The organism is Acinetobacter sp. YK3, from assembly GCF_001729365.1.
Lineage (GTDB): Bacteria > Pseudomonadota > Gammaproteobacteria > Pseudomonadales > Moraxellaceae > Acinetobacter > Acinetobacter vivianii.
In genome coordinates this window covers 18933-40870 of record NZ_LZPJ01000078.1, presented here as the reverse complement: position 1 = coordinate 40870, position 21938 = coordinate 18933, and the positions used below count along the sequence as shown (strand labels likewise).

Genomic DNA, 21938 nt, shown 5'->3' with positions numbered 1-21938 from the left:
GGATGAAATAAATGAGCCTTCCTCAAGAGATCAAGATCATCAGCCAAATCGGCAATGAAAATTTTCAGCATCCGCTCTGGCAAACTGAAATCACAGGGGACTGTGGTGACTGGATTTTAGTTTATCTGACTTTGCAACGTATCCTTGCAGGTCAATTGCAACTTGAGGATCGGATTACAATAGAGCAACAGTTTGAACAGAGTGATCAACAAGCACAGTTTTTGAAACAGGACACTTCTGTTTTAACGCTATTGCAATATTGGAGTTTTACCCAAACACTTGAGCATAAGCAGGCACTTGGCTGTACTTTGTTTGGAGATTGGCAGCAGGCTCAAATTCAGATCGAGCAGACGGCCCAGCAATTTGGATTACGGCTTCCTCATTCAGACCTCTATGCGCAAAATACCCTGCAAAATTTAGCGAGTCTGGCACAAGCCATTTTTGAAATGCCTTTGCTCTTATTGCAAAAGGTATTTGTCAAAGCATTCAACCTTGCAGGACGGGAGATTGCGCCATTCAGTGCGGTATTAACCTGTCAGCAGCTTGATGCAGTTCTCATTCTTTCTCATCAGCAGCAACCTTATTATTTCTCTTATCGCTATGAAAATCAGAGTCTGGGCATTTTTCATCTCTTGGATGATTTGCATCGGATTGATCATTTGGTGCCGTATTATCACTATTTTGAACCAGGGGTATTGCCTGCCAAACAGATTCAGGCAAAAAGTGAATGGATCAATATCATTGGTGATACCTATTTCGGTGAGTTCTATACAAATAAAAGAAAAAATAGGGGAATAGAGGATGCGCTACAACGTTATGGCTATGCGTATTCTTTTGAGAAGATCAAACATTTTTTCCATCAAGATGAGATTAATATTGCCAATTTTGAAGCTGTGTTCAACCTTGATGAAAACTCACCATTAACAGATAAAAAAGCCTTTATTTTAGGTGCACAGCCTAAGCAAACGCTGGCCGAGTTTAAGCGGATACATTTGAATACCTTGTGCCTCGCCAATAATCATTTAAAGGACTATGGTGAACCAAGTCTCACACATACTTTGGAATTGCTAGATCAAGCTGAGATCAATTTTATCGGGGCAGGCAATGATCAGCAGCATGCCCACCAATGCCTGCAAATACATGGTGAACAGCAAGGTATTGCGATTTTTAATGGCTATTGGCATCGGCAGACGGCCTATCAGCAATATGATTTTTATGCACTGGGGCGGAGCGCTGGTGTGGCGAGTATCAATGCCATTCTATTTGAACAAATCATGTTGTATCGACTGCAATATCCACAGCATAAGATTATTGTGATTTGTCATTGGGGCATCGATTTTAAAAGCACGCATTCTGAACAGGAAAAGCTTGCACAGGTGTTAACCCAAATCGGTGCTGATCTGGTGATTGGTCATGGGTCACATACCATCCAGCCTATTCAACGGATGAACCATAAACCCGTGATCTTCGGGATTGGTAATGGTGTGTTTAATAGCAATGGCGAGTTTGAAAAATATCAGGCGTTGCCATATGGGCTGGTGGTTCGAATTAATTTAAAAGCACAAAGTGTACAGCTTTATCCAATCTTCACTGATAATTTACAGAGCTTTTGGCAGCCTTATCCTGTGAATGAAACACAGTTTGAACAGGCACAGCATTTTTTAACCCGTCAACTTAACGCAGCAGATTACACTTTGGGACAAGATCAATTAGGGGCTTATATACAACTGAAATTTTAAGGATAACGGTTGTAATTATCGAGCATGATGCTGAGCTGTTCTTTGGTGAAGCCGAGATTACGTAAGCCACCACTACCAAGTTTACAGTCGTAACTGGTCATAATATTGGTTGGTGTGGCTTTGGTCGCTTTAGGAGCACAGACATGGCTTAAGCCAAAAGCATGTCCCATCTCGTGCACACTGGCGGCTTGAATCTGATAATTCAGACGCTCCCAGTCGATCAGGATAAAAGGCTGACCACGATTTCTAAAACCCCAACTGGTCACGTCGGCATATTTGAGTTTATCGCCGTATGAATCATAAATAATGAAGAGGACTTCTTTGCTTTTACGACGGGGAAAACAGCTTTTAACGGCGCCAGGAATATGATCAGCAATTAAAGCTCTAGGCTGGTTGAGTTGATTGGCCAGATCACATTTTCGTTTACTAAAGTCCTGATAAGAATAATAGCGGTGTATTTTGAACTTAAAGATTTTTTGGTTATCTTCATCGACAAAATACTGGTTCAAGATACCCAGTTCTTTATACATTTGAAGTTTCGTATCAAAGGCTTGGGCTTCTGGGCGATTGGTGGTAAAAATAAAACTGACATTGACGATAGGTAGATCATCAGAAGCACCCGAATGATATTTATAAGGTGTGATTTTTACAGGTGATTTTTGAGTCGTACAGGACGCACTAAAGATCAGACAAAATACTGTCAGCGCTGTGAGTTTTAACCGCATTTTTGTTCTCTCAAGTCGTAGAGTTTTAATTATTGTGTTTAGCATTTTCGCATGATTTTTATCATCTTAGCAGATTTTTATAGGTTGTATTGTGCAAGATACCAATGAACTACATCGACAAATCTTGGAAGTGATTGCCTTGATTCCGTATGGTAAAGCGGCAAGTTATGGTCAAATTGCCAAGCTGGCGGGCTTGCCTAAACATGCGCGTTTAGTCGGTTATATACTTAAGCATTTAGACAAGCAAAGTGAAATCCCGTGGTATCGTGTCATTAATTCTCAAGGGAAAATCAGTGTGACCCGAATCAATGAGCGCGGTGAAAATGTTCAACAGATGTTATTAGAACAAGAGGGGATCTATTTATTGAATGGCAAGGTGAGTTTAAAAACCTTTGGCTGGCAGCCTTAATTTCTAAATTAGCTCATTTTATCAGTGAAATATACATGAAAATTGAATTTGTAAAACATGATGATGAAAATGAATTAGATACCGTGCTTTATGGTTTAAATGTAGATCAATATCAATATGATCAAGAAAAGATTATTTTTCATAATTGTCTCAATCCACAGATAACTACAGAAATGGAAGCGTTGAAATTATTCACTAGAACGAAAAAAGATTATCTCTTTGGGCTCTATTTAAACTGTCATCAAGAGAACATTCATGAAAAGATAAGTGATCAAATATATTTTTCCTTTGATTTTGCATATCAAAATAATGATTTAATTATTTTTTATTCTTTTGATGGAGAGGCGGACACAGAATTGGAGTTAAATGAGTTCTTTAAGAGAAAAGAGCTGATTTATAAATATTTAAATGGTGAGTGTGAACAAAAATATTGGTTTAATCTAAGTGACTTTGATAAGAAGTGCTGGTTGGATATTGCTCATCTTAGAGCGCAACTAGAGTCAAAGGATGATCGTATTGTTAAAGAAATTATTTTGGATGGGGCATATATAGAATCTGAATTAGATTTATATTGTTATATTGGTGAAGAAGTTGGTGGCGTGTTAGGTTATATGGGATGTAATTCTACAGCATTAAGAGATTGTTTGACTGATGAGGAGATTAGACCAATTCAGTATCCTTTACGCATCTCATGGAAAAATTTTGAATATTCAATAGAGAAATTTAACCAAGATGATATTCAGTACTTCATTGATCTATTATCTCAAAATGCCGATTTGAAAATTTGCTGATCGAGTTTATCAACGAACAATTAATACTGGAATATGGCTTTCAGCCAAAACTTTCTGCGCCACGCTACCCAATACAAACTGTTTGAAACCAGTACGACCATGTGAACCCATAATAATCAGGTCAGCACCCAGATTTTGCGCTGCGCCAATAATTTCCTGATGTACAGCAAAGCCTTCTAGTATTTGTGTTGCCACGGTCAGGCCATGCTCTTCAAATTTTTGCTCGGCTTTCGTTAAATTATCTTGAACATAGCCACGAACACGTTCGATCAAATCATTGCTTTGGCCCATACGAATATAGGCATCGGCAAGATAGGGATCGAGTGTCATTACTTCAACTACGGTCAGTTCACTGTCTAAGGCTTTCGCCAGTTGAGCTGCTTCACGAATGACATTTGCAGCAATTTCGGAGTCATCGATCGCAACTAAGATTTTTTGATAAGCCATGTTGTTACTCCTTATATTTATGATTTTGCAGTGAATAGAGTCAATAAAATTTGCTTAATATATGAGTTATGGTTCTATTCTAAACCTGTTGCGATGAGAATAAAACCTAGCATTTTTATAGGGATAGTTATTATTTATAGGAGTATGGTTAAGCGCCGATTTTATTAAAATTACATGAAATTTATATAAAAAGAGCATGAGATATAAGCATGATTTATTTATAAAAAGTCAGATTAATCTTTTTCAAAGTATTCGAGAAGTGCTTTTACATCATCCGTCTGCAACTGTTCTCTCATCTTTAAAATCTGCTTTTCATTTAGATCATAAAGCTTGAGGGAAAGTAGTTTTTCAATGTCTTGTTTAGAAAAGCGATATTTAATGACTTTGGCTGGCACGCCACCAACAATTGCATAGGGTGGAACATCCTGAGTAACCACAGCACCTGTTGCCACGACTGCACCTTCACCCAGTTTCACACCTTGCATGATCATGGCACGACTACCAATCCAGCAACCATCTGCAATGACTGTGTCACCCGCAGGCAGAAAGCTGCGTGTATCAAAGGGGAAGGTCGAGATCCAGTCTGGGCGGTGTAGTTGATTACCACCCATCATGATTACGCATTCCGCGCCGAAGCAGACAAAATTACCAATATAAAGTTGATCAATCGGTTTCTCTGGTGTGGAAGCCTTATCATGTAGATAGCGCACTACACAACGTTCAAAGCCCTGATCCCAATAAGCAGAATAATAAGAATAATTGCCCTTGATATGGATGTTGGGTTTTTTCACCGTCTTAGAAATAAACTCAAACTCACACCAGTGTTTAACAGGAGAGTTGATTAACTGATCCATCTGAACTCCAAAATGAATAAAAATATATTAACCTAGAATGATGTAAATTACCTTTATTTAGGCTTAATACGATTAGGCTCAAATCAAATATTTTTATTTGCAGTCTAAATATTGAGAGGGAATGATAAAATGAGCATATTTACATACACTCATTTTATATATTTTTTCCAACCACTGATACTATCATGATGAAGAGATACTTTTATTTTAAAAAATATCCAAATACATTATTTCAAATTGATTGCATAGATAGTGGAGTAATTAGTCACTAAGAGTATCCCATTTGATGTAATGGCAAGGTTGCCAGTTTTTTTGAAGTGCCATACTGGAGCATGTGTTTTCTTATCAATTGCATAGATGCCAGTATCTGTTGCTACAAAAATAAGATTGGTAGTCACAACGATATTGCCAAGAAACTGAAACTGTGTTGTTGAATCAGGTTGCCAGCTCCACATAAGTGTGCCATCAGCTTCATTGCGCGCTTCTAAACGAAATGGTTCAGCATTAGCGATATAAATGACTTTACTTGCAACTGCGGGTGTACTTTGAAATTGACCGTTTAATGTCCAATTTACTTTTCGTTGAGCAATATTATAACTAATCAAATGATTCGAGCCACCTTGTCCCAGACCATTGGCCACAAGTACATTACCTTGGCTACCGATGACAGGTGCACTATTTATGCTAAATCCAGCTCCATTATTAGGTGTTAAGTCTGGAATTTCAAAAATTTTATGACCATCTTTGGCACTTAAGACACTAAACGTGCCTGTATATGTATATACATAATTAGTATCTACTGCGGGAGTCCACATATCAGATTGCACTAATTCTTGAAACCAAGAGTCTGTACCATCTGAAATATTGAAACTATTTACGCCACCATAATAACCACCATTAGTATAGACTTTTCCATTTTTTATAGTGGGTGCAAGATAACGTTCCCATTGAGACTTAAAGGGGGTTTCTATGAGTTTAGCTCCAGTTGTAGCATCAAATTGCCACATTGCTGTATCTTCATGACCAGAAGTTGCTACAAAAACTTTACCATTAGATACAGATGGAGGGTTAACAATATAGCTATTAAATTTATAAGACCATGCATTACTTGCATCACTTTCATTAATAGAATGGATAGAATACGAATTAGAGCCATTATTATAAATGTTATTTACAACAAATATCTTACCTTGACTTGCAGTAATTGTACTTAAATATCCTTTTTCTTGTGTTGGTTTTACCCAGTTCCAGCGGCGAGAAATCTTTTTAGGGTCAATGGTTATAGGAACATAACCAGTATGGGCGGCATTACCTTGGAACATTTCCCAATCATTTACTCCTGTTGGTGTTAATGGTGTTAGATTTACGATAGGGTTAATCTTAATCGTATAAGGAATCTTTTGAGGAGAACCTGCAAAGGTTTTAGAACAGCTTTGATCAGCACATAAAGAAATATCTACTGTACCTGTATGTGTACCTATTGCTAAATCACTAGGTACGGATAATTCTAAATTATATTTTTTTGCCCCAGTCTGGCTGAGTGATTGCGTAAAATGAATATCACCAGATGTTGTAACTTTTGGTAAGACATTTTTAATTCTGTCTGTAACTTGAATTTGTATTACCGATTTTGAGTTATCGTCCACATCTTGTTCAAGTGTAATTGCGGCAGGACTCGTACTAAAACTTGGAGGAGGAGGGGTGACTGTAAAAGAATATGGGGCTTTTACAGGTGATCCTGGATATTGTTGTTTGCACGCACTATCACGGCATAACATAATGTCTAGGGTACCAGTATGTTTTCCTAATGCTAATGATGATTTGGTTGTCATTGTTACATTATATAAATTAGAACTTTCTGATGAGACCAAGATACTTGGTTCTATCACACCAGAAGAATCCACAACTAATACATACACAGATCCATTCACTATTGTTGTATTTACAGTTGCTTTTAGATTTATTTCTTGGGATTCACCTTCGTACAGTGTTTGATTTAGAGTGGTTGGTGTAAGTAATAACGCAGGTGTAGTAGGCGTCGTCGGTGTAGATGAGTTATTATTATCTACACTACTACTGCCACCACCACAAGCAACCAGTACTAAAGAAATTGCACTGATGAGTGCAAAACGATTTGTTATGTACATTATTTTCTCTTTTTTTACAAAAATAAACCAATTTATAATTGTATATAATATTTTATTTTTAACCTAGTGAGTTATCGATAAAATTTTCTTATTTTTTTATTATGTAATAGTTCTATAAACTAATATCCTTAATGAAAATAACATGCTTGAAACAAAAGAACTCTTCAATAAATGAAGAGTTCTTTGGAGACTTAATCGAGAGCGTTAAATGTATTCAACACTTACGATTTCGTATTCAACTTCACCTTGCGGTGTTTGAATTTTAACTTCATCGCCTTCGTTTTTACCTAAAAGACCACGTGCAATCGGGGAGTTTACTGAGATTTTATTGATTTTAAAATCTGCTTCGTCATCGCCTACAATTTTATACGTCTTACGTTCTTCGGTATCCAGGTTTTCAATGGTAACAGTCACACCAAATACAACACGACCATTTTGCTCAAGTGTTCTAACATCGATTTCTTGAACTGCACCGAGTTTACCTTCGATATCCTGAATACGGCCTTCACAGAAACCTTGCTGTTCACGAGCAGCATGATATTCAGCATTTTCCTTTAAATCACCGTGCTCACGTGCTTCAGCAATCGCCTGAATAATACGTGGGCGATCAACTGTTTTGAGCTGTTGTAATTCTTTCTCTAAGGCAACCTTGCCTTCGGGAGTCATAGGATAACGTTGCATTTCAGTCCCTCTAAATTGGTTGGGAAAATACAGGATTAAAAAAAGAAAAAGCCCGCCACCGATAAGGTGACGGGACTTTATCGGTAGAGAATTAACCTACAGTTTGTAAATCTTGCAAGCGGTATACATCCATTGGCAATTTCACAGCAAATGCTTGGCAAACAGCTTCTGCGCCGTTGATCGTGGTGGTGTAATACACTTTGCCTTGGAGGGCAGCACGACGGATCATGGCAGAGTCATACTGAGCTTGTTTGCCTTCAGTTGTGTTGACAATAAGATGAATTTCACCATTTTTCAAGCGGTCAACAATATGTGGGCGACCTTCGGTCACTTTATTGACTGCTTCACATTCGATACCCGCTTCTTTCAATACACGGTGTGTACCATTGGTCGCAACAAGTTTGAAACCATAGTCAATCAATTGTTGAGCGATGTTGGCAATGTATTTCTTATCTGATTCACGAACAGATAAGAATGCATGCTTCACTTCGCCTTCAGTTGGCAGGCCAGGCAAACGTTCGTTTGAACCAAGTACTGCTTTGTAGAATGCTTCGCCAAATGTTTTACCCACACCCATAACTTCGCCTGTCGATTTCATCTCAGGGCCAAGCATTGGATCTACGCCAGGGAATTTAGCAAATGGGAACACCGCTTCTTTCACTGCGAAATGGGTTGGGATGATTTCTTTAGTGAAACCTTGAGATTCAAGTGATTGGCCCGCCATACAACGTGCAGCCACTTTCGCTAGAGAATCACCAATACATTTCGATACGAATGGAACCGTACGTGATGCACGTGGATTCACTTCAAGTACGTAAACATCATCGCCTTTTACTGCGAATTGAACGTTCATCAAACCAATTACGCCAAGCTCTTTTGCCATTGCAACAGTTTGACGACGCATCTCATCCTGAACTTCTTGAGAAAGAGAGTACGGAGGAATCGAACATGCAGAGTCACCAGAGTGAATACCAGCTTGTTCAATATGCTGCATGATACCGCCGATCACAACATCTTTACCGTCAGATACACAGTCAACGTCGACTTCAGTTGCATCATCAAGGAAATGGTCAAGCAGGACAGGTGCTTCATTTGATGCTTGTACTGCTTCACGAAGGTAGCGTTTAAGCTCTTCTTCGTTATACACGATTTCCATCGCACGACCACCTAATACATAAGATGGACGAACAACTAACGGATAACCTACTTTAGCCGCTTCAGAAATACCTTCTTCAGCAGATTTTACGATGCTGTTGTTCGGTTGACGAAGCTGTAAACGTTGGATCATTTGCTGGAAACGTTCACGGTCTTCAGCGCGGTCAATCGCGTCTGGAGATGTACCGATAATTGGTGTACCTGCTTCTTCTAAAGCACGTGCCAATTTTAATGGTGTTTGACCACCGTACTGTACGATCACGCCTTTAGGCTTCTCGGTACGTACGATTTCAAGTACATCTTCAAGTGTTACAGGCTCGAAGTATAGACGGTCAGATGTGTCATAGTCGGTTGAAACGGTTTCAGGGTTACAGTTCACCATGATTGTTTCGTAACCGTCTTCACGCATTGCAAGCGCAGCGTGTACACAGCAGTAGTCAAACTCGATCCCTTGACCGATACGGTTAGGACCACCACCAATCACCATGATCTTGTCACGGTTTGATGGATTTGCTTCACATTCTTCATCGTAAGTTGAATACATGTAAGCAGTGCCAGATTCAAACTCTGCTGCACAAGTATCAACACGTTTGTAAACTGGATATACACCCAAGTTCCAACGATGTTTACGGAATTGTTTTTGTGAAATACCCATCAAGTCCGCAATACGAAGGTCAGATAAACCTTTGCGTTTGAACGAGCGGATATTGTCAGCATTTAAATCACCAAAGCCTAAAGTTTTCACTTGAGCTTCAGTTTTAATGATGTCTTCGATCTGGATCAGGAACCAGCGGTCGATTTTAGTTGCTTCAAATACGTCATCTAAAGAGAAACCGTGACGGAATGCATCCGCAACATACCAGATACGCTCTGGACCAGGTACTTTAAGCTCTTTTAGGATGATGTCTTTGGCATTGGCAGTACCAGCTTCGATTTTTTCATCAAAACCACTTACGCCAACTTCAAGACCACGAAGTGCTTTTTGTACAGATTCCTGGAAGTTACGACCAATCGCCATCACTTCACCCACAGATTTCATCTGAGTCGTTAATACAGGCTCAGCTTGTGGGAATTTCTCGAAGTTGAAACGTGGAATCTTGGTAACAACATAGTCAATCGATGGTTCGAAAGATGCTGGAGTTACGCCACCAGTGATGTCATTTTTCAATTCATCAAGGGTGTAACCCACTGCAAGTTTCGCCGCGATTTTTGCAATCGGGAAACCTGTTGCTTTAGATGCAAGCGCAGATGAACGTGATACACGTGGGTTCATCTCGATCACAACCATACGACCGTCTTTCGGGTTAATACCGAATTGAACGTTCGAACCACCTGTTTCAACACCGATTTCACGAAGAACTGCAACCGATGCATTACGCATTAATTGATATTCTTTGTCTGTCAATGTTTGCGCAGGCGCAACGGTGATTGAGTCACCAGTGTGAACGCCCATTGGATCAAAGTTTTCGATCGCACAGACGATGATACAGTTGTCGTTTTTGTCACGAACAACTTCCATTTCGTATTCTTTCCAGCCAATCAAAGATTCATCGATCAATAACTGGTGGGTAGGAGAGAGGTCGAAACCACGTTCACAGATTTCAAGGAATTCTTCGCGGTTATATGCGATACCACCACCAGAACCACCCATCGTGAATGATGGACGAATGATGACAGGGAAACCGAAACCAGCTTGAATTGCCAAAGCTTCTTCCATTGTTTCAGCAATGGCAGCTTTTGGACATTCCAGACCAATTTTACGCATCGCGATATCAAACAGTTTACGATCTTCTGCTTTTTCAATCGCGTCTTTTGATGCGCCAATCAGTTCAACATTATATTTTTCAAGAACGCCGTGCTCATCTAATGCAAGGGCACAGTTCAATGCAGTTTGACCACCCATTGTTGGAAGGACTGCATCTGGACGTTCTTTTTCAATGATTTGTGCAACAGTTTGCCAAGTGATTGGCTCAATATATGTTGCATCTGCCATTGAAGGGTCAGTCATAATGGTCGCTGGGTTAGAGTTGACCAGAATAACGCGATAACCTTCTTCACGCAGCGCTTTACATGCTTGCGCACCTGAATAGTCAAACTCACACGCCTGACCAATGACAATAGGACCAGCACCAATAATTAAGATGCTTTTAATATCCGTACGTTTAGGCATTATTCGCTCCTTAATTACTTCTTAGCTGCTTCGATAAGTTCGATGAAATGATCGAACAACGGAGCACAGTCATGTGGACCAGGGCTGGCTTCAGGGTGACCCTGGAAGCTGAAAGCTGGTTTGTCAGTACGATGAATACCTTGGTTTGTACCATCAAACAGTGAACGGTGTGTCACTTTCAAGTTTGCTGGTAAAGTACTCTCATCGACAGCAAAGCCGTGGTTTTGAGAAGTAATCATCACTGTACCGTTCTCAAGGTTTTGTACAGGATGGTTCGCGCCGTGATGACCATGATTCATTTTCATGGTTTTTGCGCCAGAAGCGAGTGCTAAAATCTGATGACCTAAACAAATACCAAATACAGGTAATGTTGTCGTTTCAACAATTGTTTTTACTGCTTCGATTGCATAATCACATGCTGCTGGGTCACCCGGACCATTTGACAAGAACACGCCATCTGGATTTAAAGCGAGAACTTTTTCAGCAGGTGTTTGTGCAGGAACAACTGTCAATTTACAGCCACGGTCTGCAAGCATACGTAAGATGTTGGTTTTGACACCATAATCGTATGCAACAACATGATATTTTAATTCTGGTTGAGTGAAACCCTGACCTAAAGTCCAAGAACCTTCAGTCCATTCAAAACCTTCAGGATCACAGCATTCTTTCGCAAGATCGAGACCGTTTAAACCGCCGAATTCACGTGCTTTCGCAATAGCTTGTTCTTCTGTAATATTTTCGCCAGCAAGGATACAACCGTTTTGTGCACCTTTGTCACGAAGAATACGTGTCAATTTGCGGGTATCGATATCTGCGATGGCAACCACATTATGTTGCTCTAGGTATTCACTTAATGATTGTTCAGAACGGAAGTTGCTGTGCAATAAAGGAAGATCACGGATAATCAAACCATTCGCCCATACCTTATGGATGCGACCTGATTCAACGTCTTCACTATTACAGCCAGTATTTCCAATATGAGGATAAGTCAACGTCACAATTTGTTGTGCGTAGCTTGGGTCGGTCAAAATTTCTTGATAACCAGTCATGGCAGTGTTAAAAACGACTTCACCAGTCGTACTACCCGATGCACCGATAGACGTTCCTTTAAAGATCGTTCCATCTGCGAGGGCTAAAATGGCGGGGGTGCTCAAACCAAAGCTCCTGAACTAAGACCACAAAAATAAGGCTGTAAAAAAGCGAGAAGACATAAAAAAAGGCAGGCCGTCTTAAAAAAACATGCCCCTCCTTCCAGTCTGCTCGCTTGTAACTTAACAGCGTATTATACGCATGAGTGCGTGAAAAGTCTATGTGTTTTTATTTATTAAAATCAGGAATTACACGATTTCTTCTCCAAAGCGGTTAGATCGGTGTCTATTGCCAAATCTATCACGTTGATATGGTTATCATGAGATATTATGCAAATTGTCTAACAATTTTTTTAGTGTTTAAGAAGTGACCGTTTTATCCTATACACAGCCAAAATTAACAATCAATAAAGAGGGGAATCCAAATGGCTGAGAATCAAACGACACCTGTAACGGCTGAAGAAGTGAAAGAAGCAATCGTTGAGAAAACAACGAAGGCAAAAGAAGTTGCTGCTGAAAAAACTGCTGAAGTGAAGACCGCTGTGGCTGAGAAAACTGCGAAAGCGAAAGAAGTTGTCGCAGAAAAAACGGCAAAAGCAAAAGAAGTGATTGCTGAAACGCAAGAACAGGCGAAAGAAGTGATCGCTGAAACTCAAGGTCAAGTGAAAGAAGCTTTGGCGGAAACTCAGGAAAAAATTGAGACTGAAGCAAAAGAGTTAAATCAAAATGTTCAAAACCAGTTTGCGCAAATCAAGCAGGATCTTTTAGAACGTATTGAAGTCATCAAAACTCAGCTGAATTCGTCTCAAGGCAATTTACTTGAATTGAAAAATGCATTGAAAACTGAATTGAATGCATTGATTGAAGACTTAACTAAAGTCAGCAAAGAACTGAAAGATGACATTAGCCAGATTTCAGTGAAGCATAAAGATACATTGGTCGGTAGTTTTAAGCGTACCAAAGAGCAGGCTGTTGAAGCATGGAATAAAGTCCGTACAAGCTAATTGTTCGGAAATTAAAAAAAGCGAGAATTTTTCTCGCTTTTTTTTCTGCTTAAAATATTAAAACTGATGTAACCAGTCACGCTTGTTATGGAAGTCAGCTTGAGGACTGCTGTGCTGCATTGCAAAATAATGCATACCTTGAGTGGTATTGAGTACAGCAGTTAAACCGATATAAATGTCAGTCCATTTAAGTTGATGCTGACGCATAAACTGGGAGAAATCCAGACTGACATTCAAACCATAATGAGTGCGTTGTAAATGGTTCAGTTCAATATCATACGCGGCGACAGGCGGCATATCTTCAGGGAAACGATATTCTTCAAATTGATAGACTTGCCACGCTTGAGAAGGGGAAAGATTGATTTCTCGATAGAAATCTTCATCTTTCACGCCCACAAAAATTTCAAAGCACGTCTGTTCCCATAAAAAATCATGGCGTGGATGCGCCGTAACCTGATCTGGGTAAATCAAAAATTGATTTGGGTCACGAACCCAAAAACCAACATTTAAGGTTGCTGGTGTTTGTTGCTCAATCGCCCCAACGACCGTAATGGCACTAAAGCGATCAAAAGCGGATAGTTCATAACTCGCCATCGTAATTACTTATTACTTAAGTGAGCAAAACGAACTAAGTTAGACAAGTGCTGGTTTTGTTTCGCCGCTTTTTTATAAAGCAGAACAATTTTACCAATCTTTTGTACAGATTCGGCGCCAGTTGCTTCTACAATCGCGTCAATCACTGCACCACGTGCATCACGGTCTTCACCCGCGATTTTCACTTTAATCAATTCGTGGTCGTTTAACGCACGATTTGTTTCTTCAATGACGTTTTCTGTAAGACCTTGGCTACCAATCATTACAACTGGATTAAGTGCATGACCGATTTGACGTAAACGCTTACGTTCATGGATAGATAAAGCCGCCATTAAAAATACCTGATTCGAAAAACGACCTAGTATAACTTGCATCCCGATTCTAAGATAGATTCAGCAGACAGACACTTCAAACAAATATGTGAAAAATTGCAGAAATAACCAATCAGGATGATCGAAAAAAATCTGTAAAAGTTCGTGTGAATGAAGTACATCCGTACTGTAATGGGCGTAATTTTCACGTACAATGACTCATCAGAAGTTTTTTGAAATTTAGTGAGTTATGGCGACACGCATTACCAATCAAAAATTGTCTAAAAGCAGTCGTGCATGGATGAGAGAGCATTTAGATGACCCCTTTGTAAAAAAAGCACAAAAGGAAGGTTATCGCGCACGTGCGGCGTATAAGTTACTTGAAATCCAAGAAAAATATAAAATGATCAAGCCTGGCATGACCGTGGTTGACTTGGGTGCAGCGCCAGGAAGCTGGTCACAAATTGCAGGTAAATTGGTTGGTGCCAATGGTCTGGTGATTGCATCAGATATCTTGGAAATGGATGCACTTCCAGATGTGACCTTCTTGCAAGGTGACTTCCGTGAAGAAGAAGTTTTCGAAAAATTGTTAAATATTTTAAATGGGCGTCAAGTAGACGTTGTAATTTCGGATATGGCCCCCAATACATCAGGTAATAGGGCTGTTGATCAACCGCGTCAGATTTACTTATGTGAATTGGCTTTGGATTTTGCTCAAAAAGTTCTCGGACCAAACGGACAGTTTATTGTTAAAGTGTTCCAAGGTTCAGGATTTGACGAGTTCCGAAAACAGGTGGTCGATAGTTTTGATGTATTAAAAACAGCCAAACCTGCGGCATCACGTGCTCGATCGAAAGAAGTTTTTTTGATTGGTCAAGGTCGTAAAAAGGCATTGCAATAAAAGTGTACTTGCCAAGTTGTTAAAAATTGTGCATTTTGTACCTTTTAAGTTTTTTGCAACGCAAATTCATTGCTGTTTTTGTGAAGGTCAGCCAAGATTAGGTATGATCAAATTAGATTGATATGGGAATAAAGCCTTGAGCGATTACTTCAAGAATGCCGTATTGTGGCTCATCATACTCGGTGTTCTGATTTTGATTTTTAGCAACGTCAGTGACCGCAATAAGCCTGCAGCGATGAAATATTCTGATTTCGTTGCAGCGGTGAATGCTGGGCAAATTAAACAAGTCACAATCGACGGTTTAAATATTAATGGTGAAAAAACCAATGGTTCTTCTTTTGAGACGGTTCGTCCACAAGTAGAAGACACTGAGTTGCTACCAAGCTTGAATAAACAAAATGTAGTGGTTGAGGGCACAGCACCGCAACGTCAAGGCATTTTGATGCAACTTCTCATTGCAAGTTTCCCAGTATTACTCATCATCTTATTATTCATGTTCTTCATGCGTAATATGGGCGGTGGTGCTGGTGGTAAAAACGGTCCTATGAGCTTTGGTAAGTCAAAAGCGAAAATGTTATCTGAAGATCAAATCAAGTTAACATTTAGTGACGTAGCTGGCTGTGATGAAGCAAAACAAGAAGTGGTTGAAATCGTTGATTTCTTAAAAGACCCAGCCAAATTTAAACGCCTTGGTGCAACCATTCCACGTGGTGTGCTGATGGTTGGTCCTCCAGGTACGGGTAAAACATTATTGGCGAAAGCAATTGCTGGTGAAGCTAAGGTTCCATTCTTTAGTATCTCTGGTTCTGACTTCGTTGAAATGTTTGTCGGTGTCGGTGCTTCTCGTGTTCGTGACATGTTCGAACAAGCGAAACGTCATGCGCCATGTATCATCTTTATTGATGAGATTGATGCAGTGGGTCGTCATCGTGGTTCGGGTACAGGTGGTGGTCATGATGAGCGTGAACAAACCTTGAACCAGATGCTTGTTGAGATGGATGGTTTTGAAGGCAATGAAGGCGTAATCGTGATTGCTGCGACCAACCGTGTAGACGTATTGGATAAAGCATTACTTCGTCCAGGCCGTTTTGACCGTCAAGTGATGGTTGGTTTACCAGACATTCGTGGTCGTGAACAAATCTTGAATGTTCACTTGAAGAAATTACCTTCAGTGACCGGTGTGGATCTTAAAGTTCTTGCACGTGGTACACCAGGCTTCTCAGGTGCTCAACTTGCAAACTTAGTCAATGAAGCTGCATTGTTTGCTGCTCGCCGTAATAAAAATACGGTGGATATGCATGACTTTGAAGATGCGAAAGACAAGATCTATATGGGTCCTGAACGTAAATCGATGGTGATTCGTGAAGAAGAACGTCGTGCAACGGCTTACCATGAAGCGGGACATGCGATTGTTGCTGAGATTTTACCGGGTACAGACCCTGTGCATAAAGTAACGATCATGCCACGCGGTTGGGCATTAGGTGTGACTTGGCAGCTTCCTGAGCAAGATCAGACCAGCCACTATAAAGATAAGATGTTGAATGAACTTTCAATCTTGTTTGGTGGTCGTATCGCGGAAGAAGTCTTTATTAACCAAATGTCGACAGGTGCATCTAACGACTTTGAACGTGCAACCAAAATGGCGCGTGCAATGGTGACCAAATATGGTATGTCAGATAAGCTTGGTGTCATGGTTTATGAAGATGAAAACCAGAATGGTTTCTTCGGTAATGTGGGTAGCCGTACAATTTCTGAAGCGACTCAACAGAAGGTAGATGAAGAAGTTCGTCGTATCTTGGATGAGCAATATAAAGTTGCACGTGACATCTTGGAAAATAACAAAGATATCGCACATGCAATGGTGAAAGCGTTGATGGATTGGGAAACAATCGATCGTGACCAGATCCGTGACATCATGGAAGGTCGTGAACCGCAACCACCTAAAGTTTATGTTGCTGATAATCCAGTGGCTGCATTTGAACCACCGAAAGATGGTCCATCTACACCACCACCATTACCAGCAATGGGCTAATCAAAGATTAGATAAAAGAGCGACTTCGGTCGCTCTTTTTTTGTCTGGATTTTGAGCTAAACTGAAAATAAATCAGCAACGCCGGATAAGCTGTGTTGTTAAACTAGACTGGTTAAAGTGCAAAGAGTTTTGATGATGCAGTTGATGCCATTACCCCAAATTCAATTACCTTGTGGTCGTTTAAGTTTAGACCTTTCACAACCTCAGGTGATGGGAATCTTGAATGTTACGCCTGATTCATTTAGTGATGGTGGGCAGCACCATCAAAAAGATCAGGCGATTCAGCATGCCTTACAAATGATTGAAGATGGGGCGAGCATTATTGACATTGGTGGTGAGTCAACACGTCCAAATGCATCACCTGTGGCGCTAGAAGAAGAACTCCGTCGTGTCATTCCTGTGGTTGAGGCATTATCAAAATATGATGTGATCATGTCGATAGATACCAGTCAGCCTGAAGTCATGCGTGCTGCCGTCCAAGCAGGTGCGCATATCTGGAATGATGTGCGTGCCTTAACCCGACCACAAGCCTTAGAAACTGCTGCCGAGTTAAATATTCCTGTGGTGCTGATGCATATGCGTGGTGAACCGACCAATATGAATCAGTTGGATCAGTATGATGATGTGACTGAAGATGTGATTCAGGAGTTACAACAACGTCTGGATCAGGCCATTGCGGTTGGAGTTAAACCTGAAAATATTATTATCGATCCAGGTTTTGGTTTTGCTAAAAATGCACAGCAAAATTTCCAATTATTGAATGAGTTCTGGAAGCTCAATCGAATGGGCTATCCAATTTTATCGGGCTTATCACGAAAACGTTTTATTGGCGAAGCTTTAAATGGTGTCCCTGCTCAAGAGCGTGCAGTGGGCAGTGTGACAGGGCACCTTTTTAGTATTCAGCAAGGGGCAAGTATCGTTCGGGCACACGATGTAAAAGCCACTAGCGATGCGATAAAAGTCTGGAAAATGATGCGGGCTTAAAAGCAACTAAGATGTCAGTAGAGCGCAAGGGCTCTATTGACTTGCCTGATCAGATTAAATATAACAAGGCTATAAAATAAGCTAAGTGATATTAAAAATGGAAAATAAAACAATTACATATAAAAGTTTATGGGTGTTTGCACTCATTCTGAGTCTTGGGTTTATTATTTCTGCTGGCGTGATGGGCTATGCACTAAAACAGTTTAATAGCACCAAAAATTCAATTTCAGTCAAAGGCTTGGCTGAAAAACCAATTCAGGCTGATTCAGCACGCTGGGAGATTCACTTACAAACAAGCCACACATCTGACACGATTCCGCAGGCGTATCAATTGCTTGATCAACAAATGAAAGAATTACAAAGCTTTTTTGTTGAGCATGGTTTTAAAGCGGCTGATATGCAACTCGGAAATAAAAGTTCTCAGCCCTATTATGAAGAAGTGAATATGGGAGAAGGGCGAATCAATCGTGAGTTTAAAGGCTATATGGCATTACAATCCTTAGTCATTGCGAGCCGTGATATTAAAAAGATTGAACAGGCGGCCAAAGAAGCTTATCTCCTTGATGAAAAAGGCATTGCGATTGAACAGAAACCTGAATATCTGGTATCGAATCTAGAAGAAATCAAAATGTCCTTGATTGCCAATGCCACCAAGAATGCCTATAGCCGTGCCAATGAGTTTGCCAAAGTAGGTGGTGTGAAAGTGGGCATGATGCGTTCAGCCAGTCAAGGTGCATTTTATATCTTGCCAGAAAGTGGCTCGGATGATGACAGTGATTATGGTGGCGCTTATGACAAAGCTACTATTAATAAAATTGCCCGTGTGGTGGTGACCATCAATTATGCGATTGAGTAAAACAGCGGTTTAGATCATTGATCAGCCATTCTGGAAAGATACATTCGAATACGGTGTATCTTTCTTTTTTTGCATACAATTCTTTGTATAGCGACTTTATTTGAAAAAACGAATTAGAATTGGGGAGTTTTTATAATGCATCAGTCAACAAAAATATTCGTCTTAACTGCACTTAGCTGTATGATGGCGGCGTGTAGTACACCTGTTAAACAGTACGATCAAGCTGCAATTGAAACTGCGATACCTGTGTCGCCAGCACCGATGACCATGTCAAACCAAGGATTGGCACAAACGCGTAAGATGATTGCACCTGCATCTTATATTGCAGTTATGCCGACCATGGAAAGACCACGTTTAGAACAGAACACTGAAAAATACCAAAAAAATGAGGTCAATCCAGTTCATCGTGTCGCTGATCAAGCCGTTTCAACTTTTAGTATTGATGTAGATACAGGTAGTTATACCAACACACGTCGTTTCTTAAATGATGGTCGTTTACCGCCTGTCGATGCCATCCGTGCCGAGGAGATGATTAACTATTTTGATTATCAGTATCCACAACCCAATAGTATTCATCCATTTTCAGTCAGTACTGAAACGGTGGATTCGCCGTGGAAAGAAAATGCCAAACTGATCAAAATCGGCATTCAGGCCAAAGATTTAAGCACTAAACAATTGCCACCTGCCAATCTGGTATTTTTAGTTGATGTCTCGGGCAGTATGGATGCAGCAGACAAATTACCTTTGGTTAAACAAACTTTGCGTTTACTGACGGAGCAACTTCGAGCACAGGATAAAGTCACCATTATTACTTATGCCAGTGGTGAAAAGCTGGTGTTAGAACCAACTGCTGGTGACCAGAAAGATAAGATATTGGCCGTGATTAATGCATTACAGGCAAGTGGTGCAACCGCAGGTGAGCAAGCTATTCAACTGGCTTATAAGCAGGCTGAAAAAGCCTTTGTGAAAAATGGCATTAACCGTATTTTACTGGCGACGGACGGCGACTTTAATGTCGGTATTACTGATTTTAGTACCTTAAAAGGTATGGTGGCTGAGAAACGCAAAAGTGGTATTTCTTTAACGACATTAGGTTTTGGTACAGGAAACTACAATGAGCAGTTGATGGAACAACTGGCGGATGCAGGCGATGGCAATTACAGCTATATCGACAATAAAAATGAAGCGAAAAAAGTGGTACAACGTCAGCTTTCATCAACGCTTGCAACCGTTGCTCAGGATGTCAAAATTCAGGTCGAATTTAATCCAGCAACCGTGAAAGAATATCGTTTAGTCGGTTATGAAAATCGAATGTTGAAACAGGAAGATTTCAATAACGATAAAGTTGATGCAGGGGATATTGGCGCTGGACATAATGTCACGGCGATTTATGAAATCGTTCCAGTCGGTCAACAGGGCTGGTTCAATGATTCGCGTTATCAGGCATCGGCAAAAACAGAACCAGCGAAAAAGTCTGAATATGCTTTTGTAAACTTGCGCTATAAGCTGCCAAATCAGCAAAAAAGCATTCTTTTAAACCAAGCTGTAAAAGCTGAAAGTAAGCCCCTTGCTCAAGCCAATAACGATACCCGTTTTGCGATTGCAGTTGCTTCTTATGCCCAGCAGTTAAAAGGCGGGCAGTACAATGGCGCAATGGGATGGGATCAAATTATCCAATTGGCACAACAATCAGCGAAACCTGATCCTTATCAAATGCGAGAGGAGTTTGTCGAGTTAGCGAAGATTGCCAAAAGCTTAAGTGCGAAAAAGGATTAAAGCTTGTTTTGGGGCAATGGTCAGGAACGCTAATGTTTCTGGCCGTGACTCATATTGATTTTCCTCTAAAGGGAGTGATATTCAGCATATCTCAGCTAAGTGAGCTGAATAATTATAATGTTTGGTCAAATTCACTATCAAAAATGCCTAGAAAAATGAATCAATCGGTTAAAGAAAAGATTTAAAACGATGTTATATTTAATAAGAAAATCATTATATTAGGAATAAAAAGTGACACTAACTATAAAAACACCACTAATTAAATCGAGTCAATTAAGTGAACTGAATAATTGTAATGTCTGGTTGAAAATGGAATCCTCACAACCGACGGGTTCATTTAAGCAGCGTAGTATCGGCAATGCTTGTCTAAAATATGTAGAACAGGGGGCGCAGAAATTCATTAGTTCTTCTGGGGGCAATGCAGGTATTTCAGTGGCATATATGGGCAATATGTTGAATATTCCCGTCACTGTCGTGGTACCTAAAACAACCTCGAAAAAAGCGATTGATTTGATGGTGCAGCAGGGTGCCGAGGTCATTGTTCATGGTGATTCATGGATGGAAGCGAATGAGTTGGCACTTTCATATGTCAATGAAAAGGCCGTTTATATTCATCCATTTGATGATCAATATCTTTGGGATGGGGTTGCACATATTATTGATGAAGTGATTGCTGAAGGCATTCATCCTAGTGCGGTTATTTTGTCTGTAGGCGGTGGCAGTTTGATTTCTGGTATTCATCAAGGTTTAACTCAGAATCATTTAGACATTCCCATTTATGCGATTGAAACCCATGGAACCGCTTCTTTAAATAACTCAATGAAGCTAGGGAAACATATAAAACTAGATGAAGTGACGGGAGTTGCGACAACATTGGCAGCGAAGCAAGTCTGTGAAAATGCATTTATGATTTCGCAAAACCACAATGTTCAAGGGATCACTGTGTCTGATCAAGCAGCGGTGAACGCATGTTTGAAGTTTTTGGATGACCATCGCACACTGGTTGAGCCCGCCTGCGGTGCAACCTTATCTATTTTATATGATCAAAAAATTAATTTTATGCCGCAGGAAAATGTTTTAGTGATTGTCTGTGGTGGTGCCTCCATTAGCTTTGAACAGCTTTCGAAATATGCCCAGCAATTTGATGCATGAGTAAGAGGTTAGAGGCATTACTTATGTGTCATTATTTTTGCATATATCAATGCTAAACGGGTGAGGATGTTCTTTTAAGTCCCGAAGAGCGGTCGGAAAAACCGCTTTTTTTATGTCTAAAT

The 21938-nt window shown here is 40.2% G+C and carries 19 protein-coding genes; 10 read left to right on the top strand and 9 right to left on the bottom strand.

Annotated features, from left to right (window positions below; genetic code table 11):
* Positions 1–11 precede the first annotated feature (11 nt).
* On the top strand, positions 12–1739 hold the full coding sequence (locus A9Z07_RS07740) for a CapA family protein (RefSeq protein WP_069577847.1): 1728 nt from the start codon (positions 12–14) through the stop codon (positions 1737–1739).
* On the opposite strand, the gene A9Z07_RS07735 is transcribed toward A9Z07_RS07740, so the two are convergent.
* The gene (locus tag A9Z07_RS07735) at positions 1736–2464 is read right to left on the bottom strand and encodes a metalloprotease (RefSeq protein ID WP_069577846.1); all 729 of its coding nucleotides are present in this window, start codon (positions 2462–2464) and stop codon (positions 1736–1738) included. The two genes, A9Z07_RS07740 and A9Z07_RS07735, sit on opposite strands and share 4 nt — an antisense overlap.
* 91 nt (positions 2465–2555) lie before the next feature.
* Here A9Z07_RS07735 and A9Z07_RS07730 point away from each other — a divergent pair, with 91 nt between their 5' ends.
* Positions 2556–2873: an MGMT family protein gene (locus tag A9Z07_RS07730; RefSeq protein ID WP_069577845.1), complete on the top strand. Its 318-nt coding sequence runs from the start codon at positions 2556–2558 to the stop codon at positions 2871–2873.
* A gap of 35 nt (positions 2874–2908) precedes the next feature.
* Positions 2909–3664, top strand: coding sequence for a barstar family protein (locus A9Z07_RS07725; protein WP_069577844.1), 756 nt, complete (start codon positions 2909–2911; stop codon positions 3662–3664).
* A 9-nt stretch (positions 3665–3673) separates the two neighbouring features.
* Here the strand turns inward: A9Z07_RS07725 and A9Z07_RS07720 are convergent, their stop codons facing one another.
* From A9Z07_RS07720 to carA, 6 genes are all read right to left on the bottom strand, one after another.
* Entirely contained in the window at positions 3674–4111 is a 438-nt protein-coding gene (locus A9Z07_RS07720; protein WP_004774810.1) for a universal stress protein, read from the bottom strand.
* 233 nt (positions 4112–4344) lie between these two features.
* Positions 4345–4965, bottom strand: a complete 621-nt coding sequence (locus A9Z07_RS07715; RefSeq protein ID WP_069577843.1) for a CatB-related O-acetyltransferase — start codon at positions 4963–4965, stop codon at positions 4345–4347.
* Positions 4966–5192: 227 nt separating this feature from the next.
* Positions 5193–7112: a PQQ-binding-like beta-propeller repeat protein gene (locus tag A9Z07_RS07710; RefSeq protein WP_069577842.1), complete on the bottom strand. Its 1920-nt coding sequence runs from the start codon at positions 7110–7112 to the stop codon at positions 5193–5195.
* A 204-nt stretch (positions 7113–7316) separates the two neighbouring features.
* Complete coding sequence (gene greA, locus A9Z07_RS07705; RefSeq protein ID WP_005231898.1) at positions 7317–7793, bottom strand: transcription elongation factor GreA; 477 nt, start codon at positions 7791–7793, stop codon at positions 7317–7319.
* Between the two features lie 91 nt (positions 7794–7884).
* A complete protein-coding gene (gene carB / locus A9Z07_RS07700; RefSeq protein ID WP_004774817.1) occupies positions 7885–11118 on the bottom strand; it encodes a carbamoyl-phosphate synthase large subunit in 3234 nt (1077 codons plus the stop codon).
* Between the two features lie 14 nt (positions 11119–11132).
* Positions 11133–12272 (bottom strand): glutamine-hydrolyzing carbamoyl-phosphate synthase small subunit, encoded by a 1140-nt coding sequence (carA, locus tag A9Z07_RS07695; RefSeq protein WP_004774818.1) that lies wholly within the window; start codon positions 12270–12272, stop codon positions 11133–11135.
* Positions 12273–12631: 359 nt separating this feature from the next.
* On the opposite strand from carA, the gene A9Z07_RS07690 reads away from it, so the two are divergent.
* Positions 12632–13210: a hypothetical protein gene (locus A9Z07_RS07690; RefSeq protein ID WP_004774819.1), complete on the top strand. Its 579-nt coding sequence runs from the start codon at positions 12632–12634 to the stop codon at positions 13208–13210.
* A 57-nt stretch (positions 13211–13267) separates the two neighbouring features.
* On the opposite strand, the gene A9Z07_RS07685 is transcribed toward A9Z07_RS07690, so the two are convergent.
* Both A9Z07_RS07685 and yhbY read right to left on the bottom strand, forming a co-directional pair.
* Complete coding sequence (locus A9Z07_RS07685; RefSeq protein WP_004774822.1) at positions 13268–13804, bottom strand: DOMON-like domain-containing protein; 537 nt, start codon at positions 13802–13804, stop codon at positions 13268–13270.
* 5 nt (positions 13805–13809) lie between these two features.
* Positions 13810–14136: a ribosome assembly RNA-binding protein YhbY gene (yhbY, locus tag A9Z07_RS07680; RefSeq protein ID WP_004774823.1), complete on the bottom strand. Its 327-nt coding sequence runs from the start codon at positions 14134–14136 to the stop codon at positions 13810–13812.
* Between the two features lie 229 nt (positions 14137–14365).
* Between yhbY and rlmE the strand changes: the two genes are divergently transcribed.
* From rlmE to A9Z07_RS07650, 6 genes are all read left to right on the top strand, one after another.
* Positions 14366–15016, top strand: a complete 651-nt coding sequence (gene rlmE, locus A9Z07_RS07675; RefSeq protein ID WP_004774825.1) for a 23S rRNA (uridine(2552)-2'-O)-methyltransferase RlmE — start codon at positions 14366–14368, stop codon at positions 15014–15016.
* Positions 15017–15152: 136 nt separating this feature from the next.
* Positions 15153–17048 (top strand): ATP-dependent zinc metalloprotease FtsH, encoded by a 1896-nt coding sequence (gene ftsH, locus A9Z07_RS07670; RefSeq protein WP_004651936.1) that lies wholly within the window; start codon positions 15153–15155, stop codon positions 17046–17048.
* Positions 17049–17183: 135 nt separating this feature from the next.
* On the top strand, positions 17184–18032 hold the full coding sequence (gene folP, locus A9Z07_RS07665) for a dihydropteroate synthase (protein ID WP_069577849.1): 849 nt from the start codon (positions 17184–17186) through the stop codon (positions 18030–18032).
* 97 nt (positions 18033–18129) lie between these two features.
* Positions 18130–18888, top strand: coding sequence for an SIMPL domain-containing protein (locus A9Z07_RS07660; protein ID WP_069577841.1), 759 nt, complete (start codon positions 18130–18132; stop codon positions 18886–18888).
* 135 nt (positions 18889–19023) lie between these two features.
* The gene (locus A9Z07_RS07655; protein WP_069577840.1) at positions 19024–20664 is read left to right on the top strand and encodes a vWA domain-containing protein; all 1641 of its coding nucleotides are present in this window, start codon (positions 19024–19026) and stop codon (positions 20662–20664) included.
* Between the two features lie 231 nt (positions 20665–20895).
* On the top strand, positions 20896–21816 hold the full coding sequence (locus A9Z07_RS07650; RefSeq protein ID WP_081406419.1) for a pyridoxal-phosphate dependent enzyme: 921 nt from the start codon (positions 20896–20898) through the stop codon (positions 21814–21816).
* Positions 21817–21938: the final 122 nt, after the last annotated feature.

Coding starts and splice junctions, on each gene's coding strand:
- A9Z07_RS07740 (WP_069577847.1), top strand. CDS start 12: ATGAGCCTTCCTCAAGAGATCAAGATCATCAGCCAAATCGGCAATGAA.
- A9Z07_RS07735 (WP_069577846.1), bottom strand. CDS start 2,464: ATGCGGTTAAAACTCACAGCGCTGACAGTATTTTGTCTGATCTTTAGT.
- A9Z07_RS07725 (WP_069577844.1), top strand. CDS start 2,909: ATGAAAATTGAATTTGTAAAACATGATGATGAAAATGAATTAGATACC.
- A9Z07_RS07720 (WP_004774810.1), bottom strand. CDS start 4,111: ATGGCTTATCAAAAAATCTTAGTTGCGATCGATGACTCCGAAATTGCT.
- A9Z07_RS07715 (WP_069577843.1), bottom strand. CDS start 4,965: ATGGATCAGTTAATCAACTCTCCTGTTAAACACTGGTGTGAGTTTGAG.
- A9Z07_RS07710 (WP_069577842.1), bottom strand. CDS start 7,112: ATGTACATAACAAATCGTTTTGCACTCATCAGTGCAATTTCTTTAGTA.
- greA (WP_005231898.1), bottom strand. CDS start 7,793: ATGCAACGTTATCCTATGACTCCCGAAGGCAAGGTTGCCTTAGAGAAA.
- carB (WP_004774817.1), bottom strand. CDS start 11,118: ATGCCTAAACGTACGGATATTAAAAGCATCTTAATTATTGGTGCTGGT.
- A9Z07_RS07690 (WP_004774819.1), top strand. CDS start 12,632: ATGGCTGAGAATCAAACGACACCTGTAACGGCTGAAGAAGTGAAAGAA.
- A9Z07_RS07685 (WP_004774822.1), bottom strand. CDS start 13,804: ATGGCGAGTTATGAACTATCCGCTTTTGATCGCTTTAGTGCCATTACG.
- yhbY (WP_004774823.1), bottom strand. CDS start 14,136: ATGGCGGCTTTATCTATCCATGAACGTAAGCGTTTACGTCAAATCGGT.
- rlmE (WP_004774825.1), top strand. CDS start 14,366: ATGGCGACACGCATTACCAATCAAAAATTGTCTAAAAGCAGTCGTGCA.
- folP (WP_069577849.1), top strand. CDS start 17,184: ATGCAGTTGATGCCATTACCCCAAATTCAATTACCTTGTGGTCGTTTA.
- A9Z07_RS07660 (WP_069577841.1), top strand. CDS start 18,130: ATGGAAAATAAAACAATTACATATAAAAGTTTATGGGTGTTTGCACTC.
- A9Z07_RS07655 (WP_069577840.1), top strand. CDS start 19,024: ATGCATCAGTCAACAAAAATATTCGTCTTAACTGCACTTAGCTGTATG.